Source organism: Cryobacterium sp. Y62, assembly GCF_002929785.1.
GTDB lineage: Bacteria > Actinomycetota > Actinomycetes > Actinomycetales > Microbacteriaceae > Cryobacterium.
The window spans coordinates 43,173-67,938 of the sequence record NZ_PJJK01000119.1 but is presented as its reverse complement, the minus strand read 5'-3'; the positions used below and the strand labels follow the sequence as shown (position 1 = coordinate 67,938).

Sequence of the window (24,766 nt, the reverse complement as noted above, 5' to 3'; positions counted from 1 at the left end):
TCCGGTGCCGGTCACAATGGAGGAAAAATTGTCTCTCAAACGCACTCTGACGGTGTCCCTGGCCACCGCAGCGGCCCTTGCACTCACGCTCAGCGGCTGTTCACCAGCTGCCGAGGCCCCGGCCTCGGGCATTGACGCAGCAACCGCCACCAGCCTTACCGCCTTTGGTGATCTGGCCGGTCTCGAAGAAGCCGCCATCGCGGAAGGTGAGCTGAACGTCATCGCGCTGCCGCGTGACTGGGCGAACTACGGCGCCGTCCTTGACCTGTTTGCCGAGAAATACCCCGACATCACAATCAACGAGGCGTCCCCCGACGGGTCCAGTGCCGAGGAGATCCAGGCCGCCGACAACCTCAAGGGCCAGGACACGGCACCGGATGTCTTCGACCTCGGCCTGGCCGTCGCCCTCTCCAGTACCGACCGCTTTGCGCCGTACCAGGTTGCCAACTGGGCCGACATTCCCGACGCGCTCAAGGAAGCGTCAGGCCTCTACGTCGGCGACTACGGCGGATACCTCTCGGTGGGCTACGACCCCGACGCCGTGCCGGAGCCGAAAGAGCTCTCCGACTTGCTCGGAGCCGACTACAAGGGAAAGGTCGCCATCAACGGCGATCCGACCCAGGCCGGTGCGGCCTTCGCCGCCGTCGGTCTCGCCGCCGTGCAGAGCGGCGGAACGGTCGACGACTTTCAGCCTGGCATCGATTTCTTCTCCGAACTCAACAAGGCCGGTAACTTTCTGAAGGTCAACCCGACGACGGCGACCGTAGCCTCTGGTGAGACCCCGGTGGTCTTCGACTGGGACTACCTCAACGTCGGCTACGGTGCCCAGCTGGAGGGCCAGCGCAACTGGAAGGTCGTCGTCTTCGACGGCACCGGCTACGCCGGATACTACAACCAGGCGATCAACAAGGATGCCCCCAACCCTGCGGCAGCGCGGCTGTGGCAGGAATTCCTGTACAGCGATGAAGCACAGAACCTGTGGCTCGCCGGCGGCGCTCGTCCGGCGCGCGCCGAGGCCATGGCCGAGGCTGGCACCATCGACAGTGAGCTGTTCGACGCGCTGCCGAAGGCGCCGAGCGACACCGTCGTTCCGACCGAAGAACAGAGCACCGCAGCGGCTACACTGCTCGGCGAGAAGTGGGCTGCGGCTGTCCAGTAGCATCCGTGGAAGGGCAGCAGCCTTCGGGCTGCTGCCCTTCGCGGTGTATGTGTTGTTGTTCCTGGCGGTGCCGACCCTGATTGCGATCGGCACGGGCTTTTTCGACAATACCGGCGCCTTCACCCTGGTTACGGTCGCGGCCCTTGGCGACCCCGTCGTGCTGACCACCTTCTTCAACTCTTTCTGGCTGTCGGCGCTGACCGCCGTCGTTGGTGCCGTTGTCGGTGCAGCGGTCTGCTACGCCCTGTTGGGCGCGCGTCCGGACGGTCCGTTGCGCACCACCATTGATTCGCTCAGTGGTGTGCTGGCCCAGTTCGGTGGCGTCATGCTCGCCTTCGCCTTCGTCGCGACCATTGGCATCCAGGGCATGGTGACCCTGTATCTGCGCGATACCTTCGGCCTGGATATTTTTGAGAACGGCGTCTGGCTGTATTCGACGACCGGCCTTATTCTGCCCTACATCTACTTTCAGGTTCCACTCATGATCATCACGTTTATGCCGGCCTTGCAAGCCTTGAAACCGCAGTGGGCCGAGGCGAACGCCACCCTCGGTGGCAGCACCGCCAGCTATTGGTTCCGCATCGCGTTTCCGGTGCTCGCGCCGTCCTTCATTGGCAGCCTGTTGCTGCTGTTCGCCAACGCGTTCTCCTCCTACGCCACCGCGGCGGCGCTGGTCAGTCAGGGCTCGCAGATTGTGCCCCTGCAAATTCGCGCTGCACTCACCAGCGAAACACTGCTCGGTCGGGAAAATCTGGCCGGCGCGCTGGCCCTCGGAATGATCGTGGTCATGGCTGTCGTCATGCTCGGCTATTCAGCGCTGCAATCACGGGCCACGCGGTGGCAGCAATGACCGGCCTGACCGCCAACGGCGTCGCCCACGCGCCCTCCCGCACGGTTCGCACCATCATTCTCGGTCTGATCGGGGTCATCTTTGCCGTGCCGATCGTGGCCATGATCGAATTCACCCTGCGTGCCGGGCTGGTCGGCGGCTACAACGTCGACCGCTGGGTCGCCCTGTTTCAGAGCGGCTTCACCGGAGTGTACCGACCGGTCCTGGTAGCGCTCGGCAACTCGGTGGCCCTGGCCGTCGGCACGGTCCTGATCGTGCTGCTGCTGCTCGTTCCCACCATGCTGCTCGTGCACATCCGCTTTCCTCGGCTGCGCCGAGTACTGGAATTCACCTGTATTCTACCTATCACCATTCCGGCCATTGTGCTCGTTGTCGGGCTCGCGCCGGTCTACGCCATTGTGGCTCGAATGCTGGGGAGCGGCGTGTGGACCCTCGCCTTCGCCTACGGCATTACGGTATTGCCTTTCGCCTATCGGGCCATTCAATCCAACCTCGACGGCGTCGAGGTGAAAACGCTCACCGAAGCCGCGCGCACTCTCGGTGCGGGCTGGGGCCGTGTGCTCCTGTGGGTGCTCGTGCCCAACCTGCGCCGGGGCATCCTGGCCGGTGCCTTCATCGCCGTGGCCGTCGTGCTGGGCGAATTCACCATCGCGTCCTTGCTGAACCGGGTCAACCTGCAGACCGCTCTCGTCGTCGTGAGCAAGGTCGACCCGTACACGGCCGTGATCCTCTCGCTGCTGGCCCTCGCCTTCGCGTTCCTGCTGCTTCTCGTTATCGGACGACTCGGTGCCCCGCGCACCCGAACATCGCGCCGCCGTACCAACGTGAAAGGTCAAGCATGAATTCACAGAAGCTGAAAGTCCAGCAGCCAACCGCACCGACCCGACCGGGAACCGTCGTCGAATTCGTCGGCGTCGTCAAAGAATTCTCCGGGATGCGCGCCCTGGACGGCTTCAACCTCAGTCTGCACGCCGGTGAATGTGTCGCATTGCTCGGCCCGAGTGGCAGCGGCAAGACCACGGCGTTGCGCGTGCTGGCCGGCCTCGAATCCACCGATGCGGGCAGCATCACCATCGACGGCATCGACGTATCAGCCCTCGCCACCAGCAAACGCGACATGGGCATGGTATTTCAGTCGTACTCGCTGTTTCCGCACCTCAGCGCCGGCGAAAACGTCGAATTCGGGCTGCGGATGCGCAAGATCAAGCCGGCCGAGCGCCGCCGCAGGGCGGCAGCATCCCTGGCCATGGTCGGCCTCGATGACCACTTCGATCGCTTTGCACACCAGCTCTCCGGCGGCCAGCAGCAGCGGGTCGCGCTCGCACGCGCACTCGTGACCGAACCGCGCGTGCTGCTGCTCGACGAACCGCTCTCGGCGCTCGACGCCAAGGTACGCGTGCAGCTGCGCGACGAGATTCGGCGTATTCAAACCGAACTCGGCATAACGACCCTGTTCGTCACCCATGATCAGGATGAGGCCCTCGCCATCGCCGACCGCGTCGCCGTGATGCGCGCCGGCAATATCGAGCAGGTCGGCACGCCAGAAGAACTGTATTCCCGGCCGGCCACCCCGTTCATCGCCGACTTCGTCGGACTCAGCAACCGCATCGATGGTCTCGTGCGCTCTGCCTGGGCCGAGGTCTACGGAACGAGCCTGGCTCTGATCGACCCGTCGACGCCCGACGGACCGGTAACGGTCTCGATCCGCCCGGAAGACATCGAGTTCGCAGCCGAGGGCCTCGCGGCGACCGTGGTCGCCTCGAGTTTTCTCGGCTCCCTCCGCCGCACGACCGTTCGTCTGGGCGACGGCACGATTTTGTTTCTGCAACACGGCGTGCGCGTGCATCCGAGAGCGGGCGAAAGCGTGTACGTAATCTTTACCGGGGCGCCGGTCTCGACCGAGCCGGTGGGGCCAGCAAGTGTGGCGCAGCAACAGTACTGACGGCAGACCTAGACTGATTGCGTGAGCGAATCCAGGGGCAATCCAGGTGCACGCGCGTTGCTACGGCTGCGTCGCAGGCGTTCGGCCGAGCGCGCGCGGGAGCGCGTGCGGGAGCGCGTGCGGGAGCGCGTGCGCGAGAGTGCGAATCAGGCCGGATCCGAGCTCGTTGCCACGCCGATTGAGGTCGTGACCTCGACTGCAGCCGTTAACGGCGTCGACGAGAATCTGCCAGCGGGCATCCGTTTGGCGGGGGCCTGGTCGTGGCGGTTGATTGTGATCGCCGCCGCTATCGCCATTCTGGTCTTCCTGGTTATTCAGTTGCGGCTGATCGTCATTCCGCTGCTCGTCGCCGTGCTGGTTTCTGCGCTCCTGGTTCCGTTTGTGGCTTTTCTGGTGCGACATCGATGGCCGAAGGGTGTCGCTGTCGCTCTGGCCATGGTGGGTACGCTGGTACTTGTTGCCGGACTGGTCACCCTCGCATCGACGCAGATCGCCGAGGGCACCGTTGGGCTGAGCGAACGGCTCACTCAATTCTTCGACGGCTTTAAGGCGTTTCTGGCCGGCTCACCCCTGCAACTGTCCGAAACCGAGATCAACACCTACGTGCAGCAAGGGTGGGAGGCTCTCCAGGAGGATAGTGCGGTATTCATCAGTGGTGCTCTGTCGGTCGGGAGTACCCTGGGACACCTGCTGACCGGCCTGCTACTGGCTCTGTTCAGCCTGCTCTTCATCCTCATCGATGGCAAAGCCATTTGGGGCTGGATCGTGCGAATTTTCCCGAGACGGGCCCGCGCGGCCGTCGACGGTGCGGGAATCGCCGGCTGGACCACCCTCGGCAACTTCGCTAAGGTACAGATTCTGGTCGCCTCGATCGACGCGGTCGGCATTGGAGTGGGCGCGGCCCTGCTCGGGGTGCCGATGGCCATCCCGATCGGAATTCTGGTCTTCCTCGGCTCATTCATCCCCATCGTCGGTGCCGTTGCGACCGGATCGGTGGCGATTGTGATCGCACTCATCTTCAACAACTGGGCTATTGCCCTGGCCATGCTCGGTGTTGTTCTACTCGTGCAGCAGGTTGAGGGACACGTTCTGCAGCCGCTCATTATGGGAACCGCGGTGAAGGTGCATCCACTTGCCGTCGTGCTCGTGGTGGCTGCCGGCGCCTTACTCGCCGGAATTCCAGGAGCTCTGTTCGCCGTGCCAGTGGCCGCGGTCCTGAACGCGATGACCAGTTACGTTGCTGGGGGTACCTGGCGGTCGAGCCCACCGACGGTGCCGACGGTGCCGACGACCGGATCGGTGCTTTGGCAGACCGTGCCGCAGAGCCGACCGGGGTATCGCCCGTCTGGCGCGCCGGCGCGCACAGCACGGCTGCGCCCGCGGAGCCTCCTCACGTCCCGCTTGGCGTCCGCGCGCGTCACCCCCAAAGATTCGAGCGCATCCGGCGCTCCGCACGATAGTTCGGAGAACTAGAACATGCCAGAGACCACCCTCGTCGGACCGACCCTCGCCGAATTCGAGGCCGCTCGCGCGGTCGTCGCCCGGGCTGCGGATGTGACCCCGATGGAGAGCTCACGCTATCTCGCCGAAGTATTGGGCGCGCCGGTCTACCTCAAGTGTGAAAATCTACAGCGCACCGGGTCCTACAAGATTCGCGGTGCCTACAACCGACTGTCGAAACTGACCGAGGAGGAGAAAGCCCGTGGCGTCGTGGCGGCCTCGGCCGGAAACCACGCCCAGGGCGTGGCCTTTGCCGCGCGCGAACTCGGCATCAAGGCGACCATCTTCATGCCCGTCGGAGTCGCACTGCCGAAACTATCGGCGACGCGGGACTACGGAGCAGAGGTCATTTTGCGCGGTACGACCGTGACCGAACCGCTGCTCGCCGCAGCTGAATACGCCCGGGAGAACGGCGCGATCCTGATCCCGCCGTTCGACCATGCGGATGTGGTCACCGGGCAGGGCACGCTCGGACTCGAAATTCTCGATCAGGTTCCCGACCTGGAGACGGTCATTGTTCCCATCGGCGGTGGCGGACTCATCTCCGGGGTTGCCAGCGCGCTTAAGCAGCGTGCCGCCCGGGATGGGCGACACATACGGGTGATTGGGGTGCAGGCCGAGAACGCGGCTGCCTATCCACCCTCACTCGCCGCTGGCGAAGCAGTGACGATCAACATGCTCCCGACTATTGCCGATGGCATCGCGGTGGCCAAACCCGGGTTGCTGAACTTCAGCATCGTGCGCGATGTTGTCGATGAGATCGTGACCGTCACCGAAGACGACACCGCCCGGGCGCTTCTGGTGCTGCTCGAACGCGCCAAGCTCGTGGTCGAACCGGCCGGAGCCGTTGCGGTCGCCGCCATCCTGGCCGGCAAGATCACACCCACCGGGCCGACCGTGGCTATCCTCTCCGGCGGAAACATCGACCCGCTGCTGATGCAGCGCGTGATCAGCCACGGTCTCGCCGCCTCGGGACGGTACCTGACGCTGCGCATCATGCTGCCCGACCGTCCGGGTCAGCTGGCTCGAATCTCCGAGCTCCTCGCCGAAGCTACGGCCAACGTCATCGAGGTACTGCACACCCGACACGGCGTCGGACTGCAGATCAGCGAGGTCGAACTCGACGTCAGCGTCGAAACGCGCGGGCCGGAGCACCGCCAGCATGTCGTCGACACGCTGCGCGCCGCCGGCTACGATCCCCAGATCGACTAGCGCCTCCGGTCACGCGCATAACTCCAGCAACTCGTGACGCTTCCAGAGCGGATACCCGGCATTCCGGGCAACTTTTCTGCCGCGGCCGCAATTTGCAGGAGTTGTGATGTTGCACGCGGGTGTTTTTCGGGGCGATGGGGGCTAATTCAGGAAACTGAGGCGGCCAGCAGCGGTATGCCGCATTTTGGCTGGCCGCCGAGTAGTCGACCGACCCGGATTTCCTGAATTAGCCACCACACCGGCCGGCTCCTGTCGTCGGCGAGCCCGGAAGTGACCCCAAAAAGCTAACCGGTTCGGTTCAGGCGCCGGTGAACGTCTCCACGTTGGAGATCTGCACGGTGATCTCCTTGCCGGTGGGAGTGGTGTAGCTCGTCTTCGCGCCGACCTTGAGGCCGATGATCGCCGCGCCAAGCGGGCTCTGCTCGCTATACACGTCCAGGTCGCTGTTGGCGGCGATCTCGCGGCTGCCGATCAGAAAGCGGCTCTCCTCGCCGGCGATGGTTGCCGTGATGACGGTACCCGGCATGACGGTGCCGTTGCTCTCGGGGGCGTGGCCGACCTCGGCGGTGCGCAGCAGTAGGGTGAGCGTGCGAATGCGCGCCTCCATCTTGCCCTGCTCTTCTTTCGCCGCGTGGTAGCCCGAGTTCTCCTTGAGGTCGCCCTCTTCCCGTGCGGACTCGATCTTCTTCGCGATGTCGACCCGGCCAAAATTGCTCAGCGACGCCAGTTCCGCTGCGAGGCGGTCATGGGCCTCCTGAGTTAGCCAAGTGACCGTTGTATCGGTAGCCACGAGTGATCTCCTTCAGTACGCTCAAGCGCAAAAAGGCCGGTTGAGGGCCGCGCAGATATAGTCGACGCCCGACGATTGCCCAGGCGAATATGTCAGTTTAGGTCAGCCAGCACTGGTAAATCAAACCCGTGTTGCTCAGATCGGTGGTGCGCAGAACCTCGGTGAATGACCGGTTGTACAGGGTGGAGGGCGGTAGATCGATGATCTTCCAGCCGACGACCGAATAGCTCTCGTTGAGAGCTTGAACCGCGCAGCTCGCCGTGCGGTTCACCGGCAGCGCCACCTCGAAGGTGACGCTCACGCTGTGCTCATCGATGATGGTGTGCCCGATATCGCGCGCTTCGATCTGAGTGGATGCCCCGTCCAGGCCGGTCCACAGCACCCAGGCTCCCAGCACCAAAACAAAAATGCCACCGAGCCCCCACAGGATGCGGCGGTCGCGAACCCCGCGGGCAGGGGTACGCCCGTAGCGCGATTGGATCGCGGCGCTCTCGGGTGCCGGCGCAGCGGCGATGTCAGATTCATCGAGTCGCTCGGGGTCGAAGCTCGGCTGAACTCCGGTAGGCGTGCTGTTGAGGGGCACTGGCGATTTCACACTTCCGATGGAGCGATTAGGCTGGTATCTAGGTTATCTGGCCTAAGGTTATCCGGCATTCCTGAGGAGTATGGTGACGCTGCGACTGATGGCTGTGCATGCCCATCCCGACGACGAATCGAGCAAGGGCGCGGCAACGTACGCCTACTACCGCAGCCTCGGCGCTGAGGTCATGATCGTGAGCTGCACGGGCGGCGAACGCGGCAGCATCCTGAACCCGGCACTGACCGGCCATGCCATGGCCGAGCGCGACCTGCCCGGACTGCGCCGCCTGGAGATGCAGGGCGCCCAGCAGGCGCTGAATGTGCAGCATCGCTGGCTCGGCTACGAAGATTCCGGGATGGACGAGGGGCAGGACGCGCCGCCGAACAGCTTCGCCGCAGTTTCGCTCGAGTATTCGGCTGAACCGCTGGTGAATTTGATTCGAGAGTTTCGTCCGCAGGTGCTGATCACCTACGACGAGAATGGCGGCTATCCGCATCCAGATCACATCCGCTGCCACGAGGTTTCGATGGAGGCCTATCGTGCCGCCGCCGACCCGAGTCGCTACCCGCACACCGGCGAGTCGTGGCAGATCGGCAAGGTGTATTACGACCGCATCTTCAACCTCGAACGCATCGATGCCATGTACCTGGCGCTGAGCGTGGCTGAGCCGGACTCTCCGCTGCTTGAGCCGCTCGGCGCGGCCCGCGAGCGCATGGAGAATTACCCCAAGCTGGCCACCACGCACGTTCCCGCCGGTGATTTTCTCGAGGCGCGAGATGCCGCCCTGCGCTCGCACGCGAGCCAGGTCACACCCGACAGCAGCTTTTTCTTCTGGCCTAACGATCTCGTCCGCGCGGCCTGGCCCTACGAAGACTTCCAACTCGTCGAATCGAAAGTAGACACCGCAATGCCCGAATCCGATCTGTTCGCCGGAATCCAGGACGACGAATGACATCCCTGATTACCGTCGTGCTCGCCGCAACTCCTGACCCCGATTTCGACCCCAACACCGTCACCCCAGGAGTCGTCGGGTTTTTGGTCTTCTTCCTCATCGCGCTGGCAACCCTGTTGCTTTGCCTCGATGTGGTGCGTCGCATCCGTCGGACGACCTATCGCGCCGAGATCAAGGCACGCCTCGATGCCGAGGTCGCCGCCCGCGATGCCGACCCGAACGCACCGACCACGCCGAGCGACAAGCCCGAATAGGCCCCTTACGGGTAGAGCGGATGCGTGGCGATCAGCACTATCGCCGCGAAATGACACAGAAACGCCACGACCGTCAAGGTGTGGAAGATCTCGTGAAAGCCGAACACACCGGGGACCGGGTTGGGCTTCTTCAGCCCGTAGACGACGGCGCCGACCGTGTAACAGAGCCCGCCGACGAGGATGAGCGTCATCATTGCCGCGTTGGCCTGGAAGAAATCCACGATGAACAGCAGTGCGCCATAGCCGAGCAGCAGGTAGAGCGGTACGTACAGCCAGCGCGGGGCGTGAATCCAAAACACTCGAAAGAGGATGCCCAGTCCGGCTCCGCCCCAGACCAGCCACAGCAGCAGAGTTGCTTTTTCCGGCGGAAGCGCGAGCACTGTGATCGGCGTGTACGACCCAGCGATCAGCAGAAAGATATTCGCGTGGTCGATGCGTTTGAGAATGATGCGGGTGCGCGGCTGCCAGTTAAAACGGTGGTATAGCGCTGAATTGCCAAACAGCAGCATCGAACTGAGCACGAATATGGCCGAGCTGATCTTCGCCGCCGAGCCCTCAGCGAGCACGAGCAATACGATGCCGGCGGCGATCGTCACCGGAAATGTTCCCGCGTGAATCCAGCCGCGCCAGGTCGGTTTAACGTCTTCCGGGTGGGCGTCAGCTGCCTCGATCAACGGCAGATTGGGGATATCGTGCTCGGTGGCCATGCTGCAAGGATACGACAGGGCTTGGCTGGGTGCCGCGAACGACCGGGGAGTGGACTAGCGTAACTGTGTGCAGAAACCCCAGGTACCCTCGCCGCGTGGCATCCTCTATGGGCTGTATCAACGCCGGCTGAGGCGCGGACTTACGCCGGCACACATGCCTCACCACGTCGCCATGATCATCGACGGCAACCGGCGCTGGGCCCGGCAATTGGGGTTTCAAACCGCCGCGCACGGTCACCGAGCTGGCGCCGCCAAGATGCGCGAGTTCCTGGAATGGTGCGATGACCTCGGTATTTCAGTCGTCACCCTGTATCTGCTCTCGTCCGACAACCTCACCCAGCGTCCGAGTGATGAGCTCGCCGATCTGATCGAAATCATCGCCGATCTCGCCGAAGAGCTCTCGCACTACCGCAACTGGCGGGTGCAGCAGGTGGGGTCCAAGGCCGGCCTGCCGGAGCCGCTGGTCGCTGCTCTCGATGCAGCGGATGCCCGGACCAGCGACCATAAGGGACTGCACGTCAACCTCGCGGTCGGCTACGGCGGCCGCACCGAAATCACCGACGCCATGCGCAGCATCGTCGCCACCCACCACGCCCACGGCGGCACACTGGAGGACCTCGCCGAAACCCTCACCCCCGAACTCATCGGTCAGCACCTGTACACCGGCGGTCAACCCGACCCCGACCTCGTCATTCGCACCTCGGGCGAGCAACGGCTGAGCGATTTCATGCTCTGGCAGAGCGCGCACAGCGAGTTCTACTTCGTTGAAGCGCTGGGGCCCGACCTGAGGCAGATCGACTTTCTGCGGGCTCTGCGCGACTTTTCCCGCCGGCAGCGGCGTTTCGGGGGGTAGCTACCCTGTGTTTGACAACCGATTGGATCCGCGCGCATGAATTCACTGCTCAGCTTCACCGACGGTTTTCGTGAGGAACCCGGCTACCTCGACTTCGGTCGGGTCGGCCCGCTCTCCGAGGCCGTGGTCGCTGAGACCCTCGGCCAGACCGAGGTGTTGTCCCGCGCCCGCCACGGCAGCCTCGACCATCTGGTCGACCAGGATCTGCGCGCTCGCACGGCAGTGTCGGAGCTCACCAGCTTTGCCGCCGACCAGATCGTGCTGCAGCCCAACACGAGCTCCGGACTCATGCAGGCCATGTTTGGTCTCACCGGAACCGTGCTGCTCTCGGCCGGTGAGTTTCCCAGTGTTCCGTTCGCCGCAGTGCGCGCCGCCGAAGCCCTGAACGTGGTCACTCCGCTCTGGTTGGAGACGGATCACGGCCGCGTCACCCCCGGACAAATTCGCGACCAGCTGACCCCGGCCGTCGTGGCCGTCGCCGTCTGCCTGGTCGATTCGCGCACCGGGTATCGCACCGACCTCGAGGGCATTCGCCAGGTCATCGGCGATCGGCTGCTCATCGTCGATGCAATTCAGGGCTTCGGAGTCGTCGATGCCGCCTATGCGGCAGCGGATGTCGTCGCCTCCGGTGGTCAGAAATGGACGCGGGCCGGCTGGGGAACCGGCTTCCTTGCCCTCAGCGAACGGGCGCTTGAGCGCCTGGTACCCGTGATTTCCGGTTACGTCGGTACCGACACGGACGCTCCCTGGGACGAGGTCACCCCGCCCAGTCACGCTGCCCGGGCCTTTCGGGTGACAGACGGAGACGCCATCGCGCAGGCACGGTTCGCGGCTGCGCTCGAGCAGAGTTTCGACGTTGGTGTCGACGTGATCCAAAAGGCCATGAACGAGAACATGTCGGAGATCATCGAGCTGGTCGACGAGTTCATCGTCGATATCGTGTCGCCGCGGGATGTCGACTCAAGGGCTGGCATCGTGGTACTCGAGCCGCCGGCCGAATTTTTGACCACCCTGGTGGCGAGCCTGCACAACCACGGCATCACCGCCACGACGCGTGGTGGCACGGTGCGACTGTGTGTACACGCGGCTCTCGACCCCGACACAGTCACCATGCTGCGGGGTGCGCTCACGGCCTACACACTGGCCGCCACGTACTAGCATTCGCCGCCGGCATACCCGGCGTCCGCCCCAACATGAGGTGAACGTCAGATTTCGGTGGGCGTGTCGGGTTTCTTTTTGCAGCCGCACGTCGTAGCGTCGCTTTCATCAGGTACGGCACCTGACCGAGACGGCCATATAAGTACGGCTCGAGAATTGCTTGATGGCCAGCTCGCCAAAGTGATCCGCGTCTTCGTGACGCAGGGTGGGAATGGCCATGACCGCTAATCGAACCGATCTCCAGGCGACTGACCGGGTGGAGACATCCGCTTCGCAAACCGAGCGCACGTACGTGTTGGACACCTCGGTGCTTCTGTCCGATCCGAAAGCAATTTTTCGCTTTGCCGAGCACGCAGTGGTGTTGCCCGTGGTGGTGATCAGCGAACTGGAGTCCAAGCGAAACGACCCGGAGATCGGCTATTTCGCCCGGCAAGCGTTGCGTAACCTCGACGAGTTGCGGCTCAAGCATGAGCGCCTCGACTTTCCGATTCCGGTCGGCGAGGGCGGCACCCTGCGGGTGGAGCTGAACCATTCCAGCATGTCGGTGCTGCCCTCAGGCATGCAGCTGGGCGACAATGACTCGCGTATTCTGGCAGTGGCATTGAACCTCTCGAATGACGGAATGACCGTGACCGTCGTCTCCAAGGACCTACCGCTGCGCGTGAAAGCCGCCTCCCTCGGCCTCGCCGCCGATGAGTACCGGCACGAACTCGCCGTTGACTCCGGGTGGACCGGCCTGGACGAGATCACCCTCAGTGCCGAGCAGATGAGCGTGCTGTATGACAAAGAGACGCTCGATTCGCGCACGGTGCAGGACATGCCAATCAACACCGGTCTGGTCATTCACTCCGATCGGGGGTCTGCCCTCGGCCGGGTGACCAGCCGAGGCACGCTCAAGCTCGTGCGCGGCGACCGAGACGTCTTCGGCCTGCACGGTCGGTCGGCGGAGCAGCGACTCGCCATCGACCTGCTGCTGGACCCGGAGATCGGCATTCTGTCGTTGGGAGGTCGAGCCGGGACGGGAAAGTCTGCGCTCGCCCTCTGTGCGGGCCTGGAAGCGGTGCTGGAGCGTCAGCAGTATCGCAAGATTATGGTGTTCCGGCCGCTGTATGCGGTCGGCGGCCAGGATCTCGGCTTTCTACCGGGAGACCAGGGAGAGAAAATGGGGCCGTGGGCCCAGGCGGTCTTCGACACGCTCGGCGCGATCGTGTCGGAGAACGTAGTCGAGGAGGTGATGGAGCGCGGCATTCTCGAGGTGCTCCCACTCACTCACATTCGCGGCCGCTCCCTGCACGACGCCTTCGTGATCGTCGACGAAGCGCAGTCGCTTGAACGCAACGTGCTGCTGACCGTGCTGAGCCGCATCGGTCAGAACTCGCGCGTTGTACTCACCCACGACGTCGCCCAGCGTGACAACCTGCGGGTCGGCCGCTTCGACGGCGTGGCCAGCGTGATTGAAACGCTGAAGGGGCATCCGCTGTTCGCGCACATGACTTTGACCCGGTCGGAGCGCAGCGCGATCGCAGCGCTCGTAACCGAGATGCTGGAGGGCAACGAAGTTATGTAGTTTCGGCGGGGGAGCGGATGCCTGTGGTCGGGTCGTCGCCGTTGGTGACCGCCGGGCTATCGCTTCCCAACTCCAGCCGTTGTGCATCAGGGCAGCTTGTAGTCACACTGCTCAGTTTCGCCCCCTTTGCCCGTGCATTTTCTCGGGCCTCGGGGCAGGGGGTGGCCCGGAGATCACACGGACCACCGTCGGTGCTCCGTGCGTGTTCAGGTGTCTCGGTGGCCGTCCCCCTTAAGGGGGTGTCTGTGGTAGGTTCAGGGGAACAGGGAGCGGTCACGCTGCAGCTGGATCTGAGCTCGATCGTTTTCCCAACTTGGCGGACCTCGCCCGGCCAGAGTGATTTCGGTGTGCTTACGCTTCGAAAGGTCACTTGATGAGGGCACCAAACGGTATCGGTCAGAGTTCTGGGTGGTGGCCGGTTTTGTAGCAGGTACGGTTGGCGGCGCTGGTCGGTGCTTTGGGACTGGTGGTCCCGTTGGCTGTGTTCGGTGGCGCGATGCCAGCCTTGGCCGCCACCCCGTACGCGGTGACCGCTACCGTTCCCGTCGGCATCTTGCCGGGCGCGGTGGCGGTGAATAAAAAAACGGACACCGTGTACGTGGCCAACGCTAACAGCGACACGGTGTCGGTGATTACTGGCAGCGACACGGTGTCGGTGATTAGAACGGGAACACTAACACGGTGACCGCCACCGTGACCGTCGGCGACAGGCCGTACGGTGTGGCGGTGAATGAGGAAACGAACACCGTGTACGTGGCCAACTACCGTGGGGGCACGGTGTCGGTGATTGCTGGGGCCAGTAACACGGTGACCGCCACCGTGCCCGTCGGCGGACACCCGATCGGGGTGGCGGTGAATGAGACAACGAACACCGTGTACGTGACCAACGACGTTGGGGGCAGGGTGTCGGTGATTGACGGGGCCAGCAACACGGTGACGGCCACCGTAACCGCCGGGAACACCCCCTATGGGGTGGCGGTGAATGAGACCAGGAACATCGCGTACGTTGCCAACTACAGTGGGGGCACGGTGTCGGTGATTGCCCCCCTCCAGGTGACGGTGCCGGGTGCCCCGACGGGTGTTTCGGCTACGGCGCGTAGTGGGCAGGTGTCCGTGGCTTTCACCCCTCCGGCCAGTGACGGCGGCTCGGTCATCACCGGGTACACGGTCACTGCCACGGATACGACGACACCGGGCAATGGTGGGCAGACAGTGTCCGGGACCGGCAGCCCGATCGTGGTGACGGGTTTGACGAGCGGGGACAGCTACACGTTCACGGTGACGGCGACGAACACGGTTGGCGCTGGCGCCGCCTCCATTACATCCAGCGCCGTAAGTCAGGTAAAGCTGGTGGTCACGCCACCGGATTCGTCGTTGGCTATCACCGGTTCGCCTTACGCATTACCCATGGGACTGGCGGGACTTCTGCTGATATCTGGACTGGCTGTGCTCGGCTCCGCACGGTTGCGCAGTCAGTCGAGGACGCTGCACGTCGGCTGAGCCAGGACATGCCGATCAACACGGGGCCCGTGATCCACTCAGATCAAGGGTCTGCCTTGACCGGGTGACCAACCGGGGTACGCTCAAACTCATGCGCGGCGACCGGGACGTTTTCGGCCTGCACGGTCGCTCGGCGGAGCAGCGCCTCGCCATTGACCTGCTGCTCGACCCGAAAGATCGGCACTTTGTCGCTGGGAGGTCGAGCCGGAACGGGGAAGTCGACGCTCGCGCGTTGTACTCACCCACGACGTCGCCCAGCGTGACAATTTGCGAGTCGGCCGCTTCGACGGCGTGGCCAGCGCTATTGAAACGCTGAAGGGGCATCCGCTGTTCGCGACATCGCCGTAAGCGTCATTGGAGACGCCGGGGTTGTGCCGTCGCTCGAATTTACCGAACCTAATCTTGCGTTCAGCGTTGGCAGCTTTCAGGACGGGTCGATGTCAGTCAGGGTGCACTTTGCGCTTGAAAGCATGCCTGTCGGTCAGAGTGGCGATAACCATGATCAGTTTTGGGTGGAGATCTCCGGCCGTTCGCACCACGATCTGTCAACGCACCAGGTTTACCCGTGGCCTGGGCCGTTCGCATCAGTGGATCCTTCACCGTAGGCTGACGATATGGGTGACTCTTTCAATCCTCTCCTCCCCGCCTGGTATGACATCGCGTGGACCACAATCTCGATTCTGCTGATTGTTTTGGTCATCGTGGCGCTCGTCTCGATAGTTCAAACCGCTAAGCGCCTCACCGCAACGCAAGCGCTGATCTGGACACTCCTGACGATTTTCGTGCCGGTCGTCGGGCCGATCGCATGGCTTTCGGTTGGGCGCCGGTCAGGTCGCGCCCCAGCGCAGCCCCGCGCAGACCTCAAGTCTTCCTCCACGGAGTGAGCTGTGTGTCGCGTAGGGTGATCCGCTTGAGGCGCTGCTCCGCTGATGGTTCGGCGAATTCGGGCGGCCAGCGCGGTGTTCACCTGGGGCTCCGTCACTGCTGGCATGGCTGAGCTCTTCTTCGGCGGCATCCTGCTGGAGCGCGGACCGCCATCTCGGTCAGCTTGACCGAACGCAGCAGCCACGTCGGAGTAGGCGACAGCGAACGTTGCACGTCGCTGCCGGGACCTCCAACGCCAGCCGTCGACCAGATTGGCGTGCTCCGCCCGGGTGATTGAGCCCACACGGCCACACTGAGCCGAATGCCCGACGTGCGATGACTCATGTCGGTCACACACGTCAGGTCAGTTGCAATCCGGCTTGTGCTGGGTTGCCCGAAAATCGAGCGCGAGGCCAGTGTTCGTCCCGCAGAGGGTTCACATGCGGGACGGCTGCAAGGGTCTCGCTCGGTCCTGAAAACATATCTTTGGGTATTCTGTGACCAATTTTGCCGATTTAGTGCTTTTAGGCATGATTATTCCTCGGGAATGTCGGTGGTCGGGTGTTGGGTTGAATTATGAACAACTTCGCAGTGGAACTCACCCGGGCGGCGGTCGCTGTCGCCGCGCTCGGTGGTTCCAGCGCTGAGTTCAGCAGCCTGTCCGACGCCGCGGTCCTGGCGGCGCGTGGCCCGATCGCCGACCTGCTTCGGTTGAGCAACACGGCCGCCGCGATGCTGGCGGGCACGATTGCAGACCGGTCTCGGCCAGAGTTTGGGCAGTCGGGGTTGGCGGCGCGGCACGGGTTTGGCAACGCGACGCTAATGGTGCGGCAGGCCACCGGCCTCAGCCGTATTGAGGCTGGCCGGTTGGTGGCGGTTGGAGTGCTGATGAGCGGCACCGAAACCGCCGAGCGTCTCACGGCCGAGGCGGAACATGAAGCAGCGCGGGCCACGCAGGCCGCCGCTGGTGCTGCTACGGAGGCGACGGCGAAAGCCGAGCGGGAAGCGGAGCGTGAAGCCGTCCGCTGGGCCGCCCGTGAGGCGGAGCGCGCGGCAGCGTGGGCCGTAACGCACCCCGATCTGCCCTTGCCGGCCGCCGCCTCGCCCGGTCGTGCCAGTCGTCCCGGTGCTTCCGGTAACCCCGGCATCCCTGGTGGTGCCGCCGGTCGTGGTGGTGCCGTGGCAGGCGCCGATCATGCACGCCGTCGCCGAAGGCACCTTCTCGCCCGGCGTTGGTGACGCGCTGCTGCGAGGCCTCGGCACCCTGGATCAGGCGATCACCGCCGAGAAACTCGCCGCCGCGCTGCTGGTGTTGCTGGTGGAGGCTCCGGGCATGAACACCGAGCAGGCCTACAAGCGAGCCCGGCGACTGCGGGACGACCTTGACGCTGCGGGCATTCTGGCGCGGGAGAAGCAGGCCCGCGACGACACGACCTGGTCGTTGTGGCGACGGGCAGACGGCATGGTGACCCTGCATGCGCTGATGGCACCCGAGCAGGGCGAACTGTGGATGGCGACCTACGACGCACTAACCAGCCCGCGGCGCGGCGGCGTACGATTCGTCGACCCCGAACGCGCAGCGTGGGCGCAGAGCGTCAAGGACGACCCGCGCACCGTGGCTCAGATCGCCGCAGACTCCTTCACCCAATTACTCAAGCTCGGCGCTGACGCCGACCCCAACACCCTGTTCGGCGGGCGCCGCCCGGTCGTGCAGGTCATCGTCACCGAACACGACCGCCCCACCAGTATCCCGGCGCCCTCGACCTTCCCGGCCCCGAGCGGGCGAACCGCCACAGCGGATGCCCCAGTCATGACCCCGGCCGCGACGACGTCCAACTCGCCCTTCGGATACATCGAGGGCAACCCTGCACCGGTGTCGGCGGAAACGATCGAACGGCACCTCTGCGACACCGGCTACCTCGGCATCCTCTTCTCCCAGACCGGGCAACCCCTCAACGTTGGACGCGATGAGCGTCTCTTCAACCGCGAGCAACGCCGCGCCCTCGCGGCGCGCGACGGCGGATGCCGCTGGCCCGGCTGCGACCAGTCACCGTCGTGGTCAGAATCACATCACGTCGAAAATTGGGCTGATCTGGGGCTTTCCAACATCGATCACGCCATATTACTCTGTGCTCACCACCATATGCTGCTCCATAACCAGCACTGGAAAATCCTTCTCCAGAGCGGACTGTATTGGCTGCAACCCCCGGTTGAGATCGACCCGAAGCAGGCGCTGATCGCCCTGCCCAGTAAGAACCCGCTCATGCAGCCGCCACTCGCGCTCAACCAGCCGACGTCAACTACCGCCGTGGCTGGCACGGCAGATCACGGCGCGTCACGGGATGGCGGTCTCGGCTGGCTCGACCAACGGCGTGGGGATGACCCGAGAGCGGGTCACCAACACGACGACTACCGGCATTGAAGTTGTCGTGCCGCCGTGGCCCTGCGCCTTCTGTCCCGTCCACTCTCAGAGGCACACCGATGGTCGTGCTACTTTCCCCGCCAGGGAGTGCCTTTCCCCTGTGCTCTCCGGCTCGCTGACACACGTTGCGGTGGAGACGCTCGCGTTGAAGGCCGCAGCGCGTCTCAGACGGCTTATTCGATGAATGTGAGAAACCGGGGGACCCGACCTGGGCGTGTTGGGACGACAGCAGCGATCGTTCTGTTGGCGGGGCTGAAATCAGCGAGTGGCACCGCCCGCAGCTTGGAGAGTTAACGACAGCGAGTGTTGCCGATAACGCTTGAGGCGCATCGGCAACACTCGCTGTCGGTGGTGCGGTTACTTCTTTTGCGGAGGACGCGTCATGCTCAGCACGTCGAGCGCGGTGTCGAGCTCGGCGAGCGTGAGGTCGCCGCGTTCGACGTGGCCGAGCGCGATGACGGACTCGCGCACGGTGAGTCCGTCGGCTACGGCCTTCTTGGCCACCTTGGCGGCGGCTTCGTAGCCGATGACGCGGTTGAGCGGGGTGACGATCGACGGCGACTTCTCGGCCAGGGCGCGAGCATGCTCGAGGTTGGCGACGAGGCCGTCGACGGTCTTGTCGGCGAGCACCCGGGTGGCGTTGGTGAGGAGGCGGATCGATTCCAGCAGGGCGGTTCCCATTACTGGGATGCCGACGTTGAGTTCGAACGAGCCGGAGGCACCGGACCAGGCGATCGTGGCATCGTTGCCGATGACACGCGAGCAGACCATGAGCACGGCCTCTGGGATAACCGGATTGACCTTACCGGGCATGATCGACGAGCCGGGCTGCAGGTCTGGGATGTTGATCTCGCCGAAGCCCGTGTTTGGGCCGGATCCCATCCAGCGCAGGTCGTTGCAGATCTTGGTGAGCGAAACGGCGATGGTGCGGAGTGCCCCGGAGGCGTCGACGAGGCCGTCGCGGTTGGCCTGGGCCTCGAAGTGGTCGCGCGCCTCAGTGATCGGTAGTTCGGTTTCCCGCACCAACAGCTCGATGACCAGCTGCGGAAAGCCATACGGTGTGTTGATGCCGGTACCGACCGCGGTGCCGCCGAGCGGAACCTCGGCGATGCGGGGGAGGGCGGTGCGGATGCGCTCGATGCCGAGACGCATCTGGCGGGCGTAGCCGCCGAACTCCTGGCCGAGGGTAACCGGCGTGGCATCCATAAGGTGGGTGCGGCCGGCCTTGACGGCTTCTTTCCACAGTTCGGCCTTGGTCTCGAAGGAGACGGCCAGGTGGTCGAGCGAAGGGATGAGATCGTCGATCAAGGCGCTCGTGACTGCGATGTGCACCGAGGTCGGGAACACGTCGTTGGAGGACTGGCTCGCATTGACGTGGTCGTTCGGGTGCACCGAGCGGCCGAGCGCGCGGGTCGCCAGCGTCGCGATGACCTCGTTCATGTTCATGTTCGATGAGGTGCCGCTGCCGGTCTGGTAGACGTCGATCGGAAACTCGGTGTCGAACTGGCCGGTGATGACCTCATCCGCGGCCGAGGCGATCGCGTTGGCGATGTCTTGGTCGAGCACGCCGAGCTGGGCGTTGGCGAGAGCCGCCGACTTCTTGATGCGGGCGAGAGCCGCGATCTGCGCAGACTCGAGTGTAGAGCCGGAAATCGGAAAGTTCTCGACGGCGCGCTGGGTTTGGGCACCGTAGAGAGCATCCGTTGGAACGCGGACCTCACCCATCGTGTCGTGTTCGATCCGGTAGCCGGTTTGTGCGGAGGTGTCCACCACTGTGTGCATTCCCTTTCGGTGCTGTATGAGAGTCGTGCTGTGCGCAACGGGTGCGCGGATGGTCTGGTCTAAATGACGCCCACCACGATGTTGGGGTCGGCGTATCCTTCGCGGAGGACGTAGTTCGCACCGACGATAGCCAATGTACCGGCTGCGATGGCCGCGCTGATCACCTCGGACTGCTCGAGCAGCTCGGTGACCGTGTCTTTGAGGTGTTCCCGGCCGACCTGACCGGTATCGATCAGCGTTGGATCCAGCTGAGCGGATGCCGCCTGCCCGCTGACTCGACGCACGGCCGGCACGATCTTCTCGATGATACGAGCGATGTGCACGGGCAGAGCCGGGGCATCCGCTGCTTGAGAATCGATCGCGGCACGCACGGCACCGCACTCGTCGTGGCCTAATACCAAGATGAGTGGAACGTGCAGCACGGCGACGGCATATTCCAGCGAACCGAGCACGGATGACGAGATGATCTGGCCGGCGTTGCGCACGACAAACAGGTCGCCGAGCCCCTGGTCGAAGATGATCTCGGCGGCGAGCCGGGAGTCGCTGCAGCCAAATAGCGCGGCGTGCGGTGTCTGCTGTTCGACGAGTTCGGCCCGCCGGTCAACATCCTCACGGTGCCGGGGAGTGCCGGCAACATAGCGCTCATTGCCCTCGCGCAGTTCGTTCCAGGCCTGTGCCGGAGACGGGAAGGCCGTCGATGACCGGTTCATTCGGCTCCATTCTGTGCGATGTTGGGGGCCAACGAAGTGGCGAGGGTCTCGAAGTCGTCGGTGGGCGCCGTTCCGATCAGCAGATAGGTGCTCGGGCCGGCTGTTGTCACGAGCGCGTAGTCGAAATTACCCCGGTCAGCGGCCGGAGCGCTGTTGCGATAGACGTCCCAGGTGACGCCAGAGATGCTGACCGTGTCGATGACAGGGGAGCCGGGCAGCTTCTGGGCCAGCCAGGTGGGGTTGGCGTCGAAGGCCTGGTCGAAGCCGATGAACTGATTTTCGGGCGTGATTAGGCCGATGTACCAGGACGGAACCTGGTCGTTCGCTCCGGCCCGCCACGCGGCGTCGTTGGCGCTCCAGCCGTCGGGTAGCTCCGGGCTGGCCAGAGTGTGGTCAACCACCGGCGCCAGCTGGGCGGCGATGCTCTGATAGTCGGCGTCGCGGGTGATCGGATTGTCGTTGCGCGGCACTAGCAGCACGAGCACGAGCACGGCTCCCACCGTCGCCAGCAGTGACAGCACGAGGTTGTTCACGGTCTTGTGCGACCGGTACTTGCGCGAGTTCTCGGCGAGCCGGTCGGCGGTCTCCTGTGGAGTCTCCGGTCGGCCGAGCTCGGCGACGACGCGCGGCGGTTTGGGGGCGCGGCTCATCTGGTGGGTGTGGCGTCTTCGGAGGGTGTGGTCGCGGCCAGGCGGGCCGCGTCGAGGCGGGCCTTGGCGCCGATCAGCCATTCCTCGCAACGACGGGCCAGAGCTTCGCCGCGTTCCCACAGCGCGAGCGACTGCTCCAGGGTGCTCGAACCCTGTTCGAGTTCGTTGACGACGCGAATGAGCTCGTCGCGGGCCTGTTCGTAGCTGAGTTCACTCATGGTGGGGGCAGGCGAGGTCATGGCATCCATTCTAATTATTTCGACACGGCGGCGGGAACGTCCGCGGTGGCAGCGACGGTTCCATCGGCCAGGGTGAGCAACAGCTTGGTGCCGGCCGGGGCGTCCTCGGCTCGGCGCAGCACGTGGCCGTCGGGCGTCTGGGCGATCGCATAGCCGCGATCCAGGGTGCCCTGTGGCGAGAGTGCGCGCAGCTGGGAGCGCAGTTCCACCACCGTGGCTCCGGCGCGCTCCAGAATGCGCATGGTCAGCTCGGCGCCGCGGGCGACGTACCGGGTCAGGTCTTCACTGCGGGAATCGATGATCCAGCCTGAGTCGACGAGCACCGGGCGGCTGCGCAGCTGCACGATCCGATCGATTTCCGACGAGAGGATGCCGGTGAGCCGGCTACTGAGACGGGCCCTGGCCTGCTGCACCCTGTCCAGTTCGTCGCTGACGTCGGGGACGACGCGTTTGGCGGCGTCCGTCGGAGTGGAGGCCCGCAGGTCGGCGACATCGTCGAGCAGCGGCCGGTCGGCCTCGTGCCCGATAGCGCTGACCAGCGGCGTCACGCAGGCTGCGGCAGCGCGCACGAGAATCTCGTCACTGAAAGTGAGCAGGTTTTGAAAGTCACCGCCGCCGCGGGCGACGATGATAACATCCACCTCCGGGTCGGCATCGAGGCGTTGGATGGCGCTCGTGACCTCGCCGACGGCACGGTCTCCCTGCACGGCGGCGTGCGCGACCCGAAAATTCACCGCCGGCCAGCGCAGTTGCGCGTTGCGAATGACGTCTTTCTCGGCGTCGGAGTCTTTACCGGTCACGAGGCCGATGCAGTGCGGCAGAAACGGCAGGCGCTTCTTGAGGGACGCATCGAAGAGTCCCTCGCTCGCGAGCTGCTTGCGCAGTCGTTCGAGTCGTTCGAGCAGGTCTCCGAGCCCGACGTGACGCATCTCGAAGGCCTGCATAGTGAGGGTGCCGCCCTTGACCCAGAAGTTGGGCTTGACCAGCGCGACAACGCGGTCGCCGGCCTTGAAATCGGCGGTCAGTTTGGCGCGTACCGACGACCAGATGGTAAAGCTCACGGTGGCGTCTTCGGTGAGATCCTTGAGCTTGCCGTAGACGTTGCCGCCGCTCGCCCCCCACTGGGTGATCTCGCCCTCGACCCAGACCATACCCAGGCGCTCGATATAACCGCGAATTTTGCCCGAGAGCAGGGCGACCGGCCACGGCGTTTCGACGGTGGCGGGGGTATCCGTCATGCGGCTGTCCTTGGCGTTGCGCTGGCGTGGGGCACAGGCTGGTCCTCCCAGAGTTCTTCGTTCGTGCGTGCGTAGACTGAGGCGGTGAATACAGCGCAAACCAAGAGCACTCCGCCCGTTATCGGCTTGGGCATGCCGCGCATTCCACGCATCCGCAACAGGCTCAAGGATACCCCGGTGGTCGGACACAAACGGGTGCTGCTCGCCGCCCCCCGCGGCTACTGCGCCGGAGTCGACCGTGCAGTCATCGCCGTCGAGAAGGCGCTCGAGCACTACGGCGCCCCGGTATATGTGCGCAAGCAGATCGTGCACAACATTCACGTGGTCTCCGAGCTCGAAAGTCTTGGTGCCATCTTTGTCGACGAGGTCGACGAGGTACCGCGCGGCGCGCACATTGTATTCAGCGCGCACGGCGTCTCTCCGGCCGTCGTCAATGCCGCCGCCGCCCGCGGCCTGCAGGCCATCGATGCCACCTGCCCGCTCGTGACCAAGGTGCACCGCGAAGCCGTGCGCTTCGCACGTGACGACTTTCAGATTCTGCTGATCGGCCACGAAGGCCATGAAGAAGTTGAGGGTACTGCCGGTGAAGCGCCCGAGCACACGACGCTCGTCGGCAGCCCGGATGCTGCCGACACGGTCATCGTGCGTGATCCAGACAAGGTGGTCTGGCTGTCGCAGACCACACTGAGCGTCGACGAGACCATGGAAACCGTGCGCCGGCTGCGGGCACGGTTTCCCAATCTGCAGGATCCGCCGAGCGACGACATTTGCTACGCCACTCAGAACCGTCAGGTCGCCATCAAGAAGGTCGCCCGCGACTCCGACCTGGTGATCGTGGTCGGCTCAGCCAATTCGTCCAACTCCGTGCGCCTCGTCGAGGTAGCGCTGGAATACGGCGCGAAGGCTGCCTATCGCGTGGACTTCGCGAGTGAGGTCAAACAGGAGTGGCTCGACAACGCGACGACCGTCGGTGTGACGAGCGGGGCATCCGTTCCTGAAGAACTCGTCGAAGAACTGCTTGCTGCCCTCGCCGACGCCGGCTACAACGACGTTGAGCAGGTCAAGACCGCCGAAGAAGACCTGGTCTTCTCACTGCCCAAGGAATTGCGCACCAACGTCTCCGGAGAAACGGATACCCGTGCCTTCGGTGGTCGCGCCGCCCCCGCCGAGTAGACGGCCGGGGCGTTTCAGCGGCTGAAAGCTACTGGCGGCTGAGAAACTCGATCAGGGTCGGGTCATTCAACATCGCGGCGAGCATGAAGGCGAACATCGTCACGGTCGACACGGCGCCAGCGATCAGCGGTATGTAGAACGCTCGGCGTCGCCGCAGCAGCAGACGCACCGACACCGCGGCAGTGGCGAGCCAGATGAACACCACCGCAATGGCCCCGACCGAGGTCAACGGGCCGATGCTGACCCCCGGAGTGTAGGTGCCCAGGCCCTGCTGCGTGTAGATCAGCTGCATGGCATCGGGGAGTGCGCCGAGCGAGAACGCGCCATACAGGGTGGACAGGAGCCCGACGGCCAGCAGCCCGATGGTCAGCGGTCGGTCCCAGCGGGGTACGGTGCGCTGGGCTGGCTGGTGCGGCTGCCCCGTCTGGAACGGCTGTCCCGGCTGGAGCGGCACTGCGGGAACGGCTGGTGGCTGTGCGGTCGGTGGCACGCCGGCTCCCACACCAGCGATGGGGGCTGGAGCATCAACCCGGTCCTGGTCCTGCGGAGGTTTCCAGGTCCAGCCCTCAGGGGCGAGTTCGCCGTACTGGGGGCGGGGACGAGGGTCTGGCGGGGGTGGAACGGAGTTCGGGTTCTCTGTCATTGCTGTGACTGCCGTCATTGC

At 64.5% G+C, this 24,766-nt stretch carries 26 protein-coding genes and 1 pseudogene; 17 read left to right on the top strand and 10 right to left on the bottom strand.

The window, feature by feature from the left end; translation table 11 throughout:
- Window positions 1-16: 16 nt before the first annotated feature.
- The 6 genes from CXY71_RS17795 to ilvA are packed head-to-tail and all read left to right on the top strand — an operon-like array spanning window position 17 to window position 6,663.
- Entirely contained in the window at window positions 17-1,159 is a 1,143-nt protein-coding gene (locus CXY71_RS17795; protein ID WP_104138861.1) for an ABC transporter substrate-binding protein, read from the top strand.
- A gap of 1 nt (window position 1,160) precedes the next feature.
- Complete coding sequence (locus tag CXY71_RS17790) at window positions 1,161-2,009, top strand: ABC transporter permease subunit (RefSeq protein ID WP_104138858.1); 849 nt, start codon at window positions 1,161-1,163, stop codon at window positions 2,007-2,009.
- Window positions 2,006-2,851: an ABC transporter permease gene (locus tag CXY71_RS17785; protein WP_104138570.1), complete on the top strand. Its 846-nt coding sequence runs from the start codon at window positions 2,006-2,008 to the stop codon at window positions 2,849-2,851. The genes CXY71_RS17790 and CXY71_RS17785 overlap by 4 nt, the downstream gene beginning before the upstream one ends.
- Window positions 2,848-3,951: an ABC transporter ATP-binding protein gene (locus CXY71_RS17780; RefSeq protein WP_104138567.1), complete on the top strand. Its 1,104-nt coding sequence runs from the start codon at window positions 2,848-2,850 to the stop codon at window positions 3,949-3,951. The genes CXY71_RS17785 and CXY71_RS17780 overlap by 4 nt, the downstream gene beginning before the upstream one ends.
- Window positions 3,952-3,972: 21 nt before the next feature.
- Window positions 3,973-5,424 (top strand): AI-2E family transporter, encoded by a 1,452-nt coding sequence (locus tag CXY71_RS17775; RefSeq protein WP_233204711.1) that lies wholly within the window; start codon window positions 3,973-3,975, stop codon window positions 5,422-5,424.
- Window positions 5,425-5,427: 3 nt separating this feature from the next.
- Window positions 5,428-6,663 carry a threonine ammonia-lyase gene (gene ilvA, locus CXY71_RS17770; RefSeq protein WP_104138564.1) on the top strand — a complete coding sequence of 412 codons (1,236 nt, stop codon included), beginning with the start codon at window positions 5,428-5,430 and terminating at the stop codon, window positions 6,661-6,663.
- Window positions 6,664-6,961: 298 nt separating this feature from the next.
- Here ilvA and greA read toward each other — a convergent pair whose 3' ends face one another.
- Both greA and CXY71_RS17760 read right to left on the bottom strand, forming a co-directional pair.
- A complete protein-coding gene (gene greA / locus CXY71_RS17765) occupies window positions 6,962-7,453 on the bottom strand; it encodes a transcription elongation factor GreA (RefSeq protein WP_104138561.1) in 492 nt (163 codons plus the stop codon).
- Window positions 7,454-7,550: 97 nt separating this feature from the next.
- The gene (locus CXY71_RS17760) at window positions 7,551-8,036 is read right to left on the bottom strand and encodes a DUF4307 domain-containing protein (RefSeq protein WP_158253152.1); all 486 of its coding nucleotides are present in this window, start codon (window positions 8,034-8,036) and stop codon (window positions 7,551-7,553) included.
- 82 nt (window positions 8,037-8,118) lie between these two features.
- On the opposite strand from CXY71_RS17760, the gene mca reads away from it, so the two are divergent.
- Together mca and CXY71_RS17750 are read left to right on the top strand one after the other, a co-directional pair.
- Window positions 8,119-8,985, top strand: a complete 867-nt coding sequence (gene mca, locus CXY71_RS17755) for a mycothiol conjugate amidase Mca (protein ID WP_233204710.1) — start codon at window positions 8,119-8,121, stop codon at window positions 8,983-8,985.
- The gene (locus CXY71_RS17750) at window positions 8,982-9,239 is read left to right on the top strand and encodes a hypothetical protein (protein WP_104138555.1); all 258 of its coding nucleotides are present in this window, start codon (window positions 8,982-8,984) and stop codon (window positions 9,237-9,239) included. The genes mca and CXY71_RS17750 overlap by 4 nt, the downstream gene beginning before the upstream one ends.
- A 5-nt stretch (window positions 9,240-9,244) precedes the next feature.
- Here the strand turns inward: CXY71_RS17750 and CXY71_RS17745 are convergent, their stop codons facing one another.
- A complete protein-coding gene (locus CXY71_RS17745; RefSeq protein WP_104138552.1) occupies window positions 9,245-9,946 on the bottom strand; it encodes a hemolysin III family protein in 702 nt (233 codons plus the stop codon).
- 67 nt (window positions 9,947-10,013) lie between these two features.
- On the opposite strand from CXY71_RS17745, the gene CXY71_RS17740 reads away from it, so the two are divergent.
- The 3 genes from CXY71_RS17740 to CXY71_RS17730 all read left to right on the top strand — a co-directional run bounded on the left by CXY71_RS17740 (window position 10,014) and on the right by CXY71_RS17730 (window position 13,524).
- Window positions 10,014-10,799, top strand: coding sequence for an isoprenyl transferase (locus tag CXY71_RS17740; RefSeq protein ID WP_104138549.1), 786 nt, complete (start codon window positions 10,014-10,016; stop codon window positions 10,797-10,799).
- A 36-nt stretch (window positions 10,800-10,835) separates the two neighbouring features.
- The gene (locus tag CXY71_RS17735; RefSeq protein WP_104138546.1) at window positions 10,836-11,957 is read left to right on the top strand and encodes an aminotransferase class V-fold PLP-dependent enzyme; all 1,122 of its coding nucleotides are present in this window, start codon (window positions 10,836-10,838) and stop codon (window positions 11,955-11,957) included.
- A gap of 217 nt (window positions 11,958-12,174) precedes the next feature.
- Window positions 12,175-13,524 (top strand): PhoH family protein, encoded by a 1,350-nt coding sequence (locus CXY71_RS17730; RefSeq protein WP_233198458.1) that lies wholly within the window; start codon window positions 12,175-12,177, stop codon window positions 13,522-13,524.
- A gap of 396 nt (window positions 13,525-13,920) precedes the next feature.
- Here the strand turns inward: CXY71_RS17730 and CXY71_RS22205 are convergent, their stop codons facing one another.
- Window positions 13,921-14,172, bottom strand: a complete 252-nt coding sequence (locus CXY71_RS22205; protein ID WP_104138541.1) for a hypothetical protein — start codon at window positions 14,170-14,172, stop codon at window positions 13,921-13,923.
- 33 nt (window positions 14,173-14,205) lie between these two features.
- Between CXY71_RS22205 and CXY71_RS17720 the strand changes: the two genes are divergently transcribed.
- From CXY71_RS17720 to CXY71_RS17695, 5 genes and pseudogenes are all read left to right on the top strand, one after another.
- Window positions 14,206-15,024, top strand: a complete 819-nt coding sequence (locus CXY71_RS17720) for a fibronectin type III domain-containing protein (protein ID WP_104138538.1) — start codon at window positions 14,206-14,208, stop codon at window positions 15,022-15,024.
- A gap of 5 nt (window positions 15,025-15,029) precedes the next feature.
- Window positions 15,030-15,357, top strand: a pseudogene (locus tag CXY71_RS17715) (hypothetical protein); the annotation flags it as partial.
- A gap of 281 nt (window positions 15,358-15,638) precedes the next feature.
- The gene (locus tag CXY71_RS17710; protein ID WP_104138535.1) at window positions 15,639-15,908 is read left to right on the top strand and encodes a PLD nuclease N-terminal domain-containing protein; all 270 of its coding nucleotides are present in this window, start codon (window positions 15,639-15,641) and stop codon (window positions 15,906-15,908) included.
- 556 nt (window positions 15,909-16,464) lie between these two features.
- Window positions 16,465-17,127, top strand: coding sequence for a hypothetical protein (locus CXY71_RS21270; RefSeq protein WP_158253150.1), 663 nt, complete (start codon window positions 16,465-16,467; stop codon window positions 17,125-17,127).
- Complete coding sequence (locus CXY71_RS17695; protein WP_158253149.1) at window positions 17,015-18,310, top strand: HNH endonuclease signature motif containing protein; 1,296 nt, start codon at window positions 17,015-17,017, stop codon at window positions 18,308-18,310. Before CXY71_RS21270 ends, CXY71_RS17695 begins: the two co-directional genes overlap by 113 nt.
- A 357-nt stretch (window positions 18,311-18,667) precedes the next feature.
- On the opposite strand, the gene CXY71_RS17690 is transcribed toward CXY71_RS17695, so the two are convergent.
- Genes CXY71_RS17690 through xseA form a run of 5 tightly spaced genes read right to left on the bottom strand, consistent with a single transcriptional unit; the run spans window position 18,668 to window position 22,929 of the window.
- Window positions 18,668-20,092, bottom strand: coding sequence for an aspartate ammonia-lyase (locus CXY71_RS17690; RefSeq protein ID WP_104138521.1), 1,425 nt, complete (start codon window positions 20,090-20,092; stop codon window positions 18,668-18,670).
- 59 nt (window positions 20,093-20,151) lie between these two features.
- Window positions 20,152-20,802 carry a carbonic anhydrase gene (locus CXY71_RS17685; RefSeq protein WP_104138518.1) on the bottom strand — a complete coding sequence of 217 codons (651 nt, stop codon included), beginning with the start codon at window positions 20,800-20,802 and terminating at the stop codon, window positions 20,152-20,154.
- Window positions 20,799-21,452, bottom strand: a complete 654-nt coding sequence (locus CXY71_RS17680) for a DUF4245 domain-containing protein (protein WP_104138515.1) — start codon at window positions 21,450-21,452, stop codon at window positions 20,799-20,801. Before CXY71_RS17680 ends, CXY71_RS17685 begins: the two co-directional genes overlap by 4 nt.
- Window positions 21,449-21,700, bottom strand: coding sequence for an exodeoxyribonuclease VII small subunit (locus tag CXY71_RS17675; protein ID WP_104138513.1), 252 nt, complete (start codon window positions 21,698-21,700; stop codon window positions 21,449-21,451). The genes CXY71_RS17680 and CXY71_RS17675 overlap by 4 nt, the downstream gene beginning before the upstream one ends.
- Window positions 21,701-21,705: 5 nt before the next feature.
- Window positions 21,706-22,929 carry an exodeoxyribonuclease VII large subunit gene (gene xseA / locus CXY71_RS17670; RefSeq protein ID WP_104138510.1) on the bottom strand — a complete coding sequence of 408 codons (1,224 nt, stop codon included), beginning with the start codon at window positions 22,927-22,929 and terminating at the stop codon, window positions 21,706-21,708.
- Window positions 22,930-23,061: 132 nt separating this feature from the next.
- On the opposite strand from xseA, the gene CXY71_RS17665 reads away from it, so the two are divergent.
- The gene (locus tag CXY71_RS17665; protein ID WP_104138849.1) at window positions 23,062-24,102 is read left to right on the top strand and encodes a 4-hydroxy-3-methylbut-2-enyl diphosphate reductase; all 1,041 of its coding nucleotides are present in this window, start codon (window positions 23,062-23,064) and stop codon (window positions 24,100-24,102) included.
- Window positions 24,103-24,130: 28 nt separating this feature from the next.
- Here CXY71_RS17665 and CXY71_RS17660 read toward each other — a convergent pair whose 3' ends face one another.
- Window positions 24,131-24,763 (bottom strand): DUF6264 family protein, encoded by a 633-nt coding sequence (locus tag CXY71_RS17660; protein ID WP_146072869.1) that lies wholly within the window; start codon window positions 24,761-24,763, stop codon window positions 24,131-24,133.
- Window positions 24,764-24,766 lie beyond the last annotated feature (3 nt).